1 protein-coding gene is annotated in these 476 nt (G+C 67.6%); it reads left to right on the forward strand.

Annotation, left to right across the window (positions count from 1 at the left end):
- The coding region (locus IY392_RS18495) for an ABC transporter ATP-binding protein (RefSeq protein WP_194862011.1) at positions 1–476 on the forward strand (476 nt) is incomplete at both ends.

The following is a 476-nucleotide window of genomic DNA, read 5'->3' on the forward strand; positions in this document are numbered from 1 at the left end:
GATCGCCGGCCGATCGACGGGCCCGGCGCCGACCGCGGGGTGGTGTTCCAACAGCACGTCCTGTTGCCGTGGATGAGCGCGCGGGAGAACGTTGAGTTCGCGCTCTCGTGCGCCCGCCCAGAGCTCGGCGCATCAGCTCGCGCCGAGGTGACGGACCACTACCTCAATCTCGTCCACTTGGGCCACGCCAAGGACCGCCTACCCGGACAGCTCTCGGGTGGCATGCAGCAACGCGTCGGCATCGCCCGCGCGTTCTCGCTGGAGCCCAAGGTGTTGCTCCTAGACGAGCCGTTCGGCGCTCTGGACGCGTTGACCCGTCACTCGCTTCAACGCGAGCTGCTACGTCTGTGGGAGGCCGACCGACGCACGGTGGTCATGGTGACCCACGACGTCGACGAGGCGATCGCGCTCAGCGACCGCATCCTGGTGATGAATCATGGTCCGGACGCCACCGTGACGCGCGATATCAGCGTGCC

It is taken from the genome of Dietzia sp. SYD-A1, from assembly GCF_015356725.1.
Taxonomy (GTDB): domain Bacteria; phylum Actinomycetota; class Actinomycetes; order Mycobacteriales; family Mycobacteriaceae; genus Dietzia.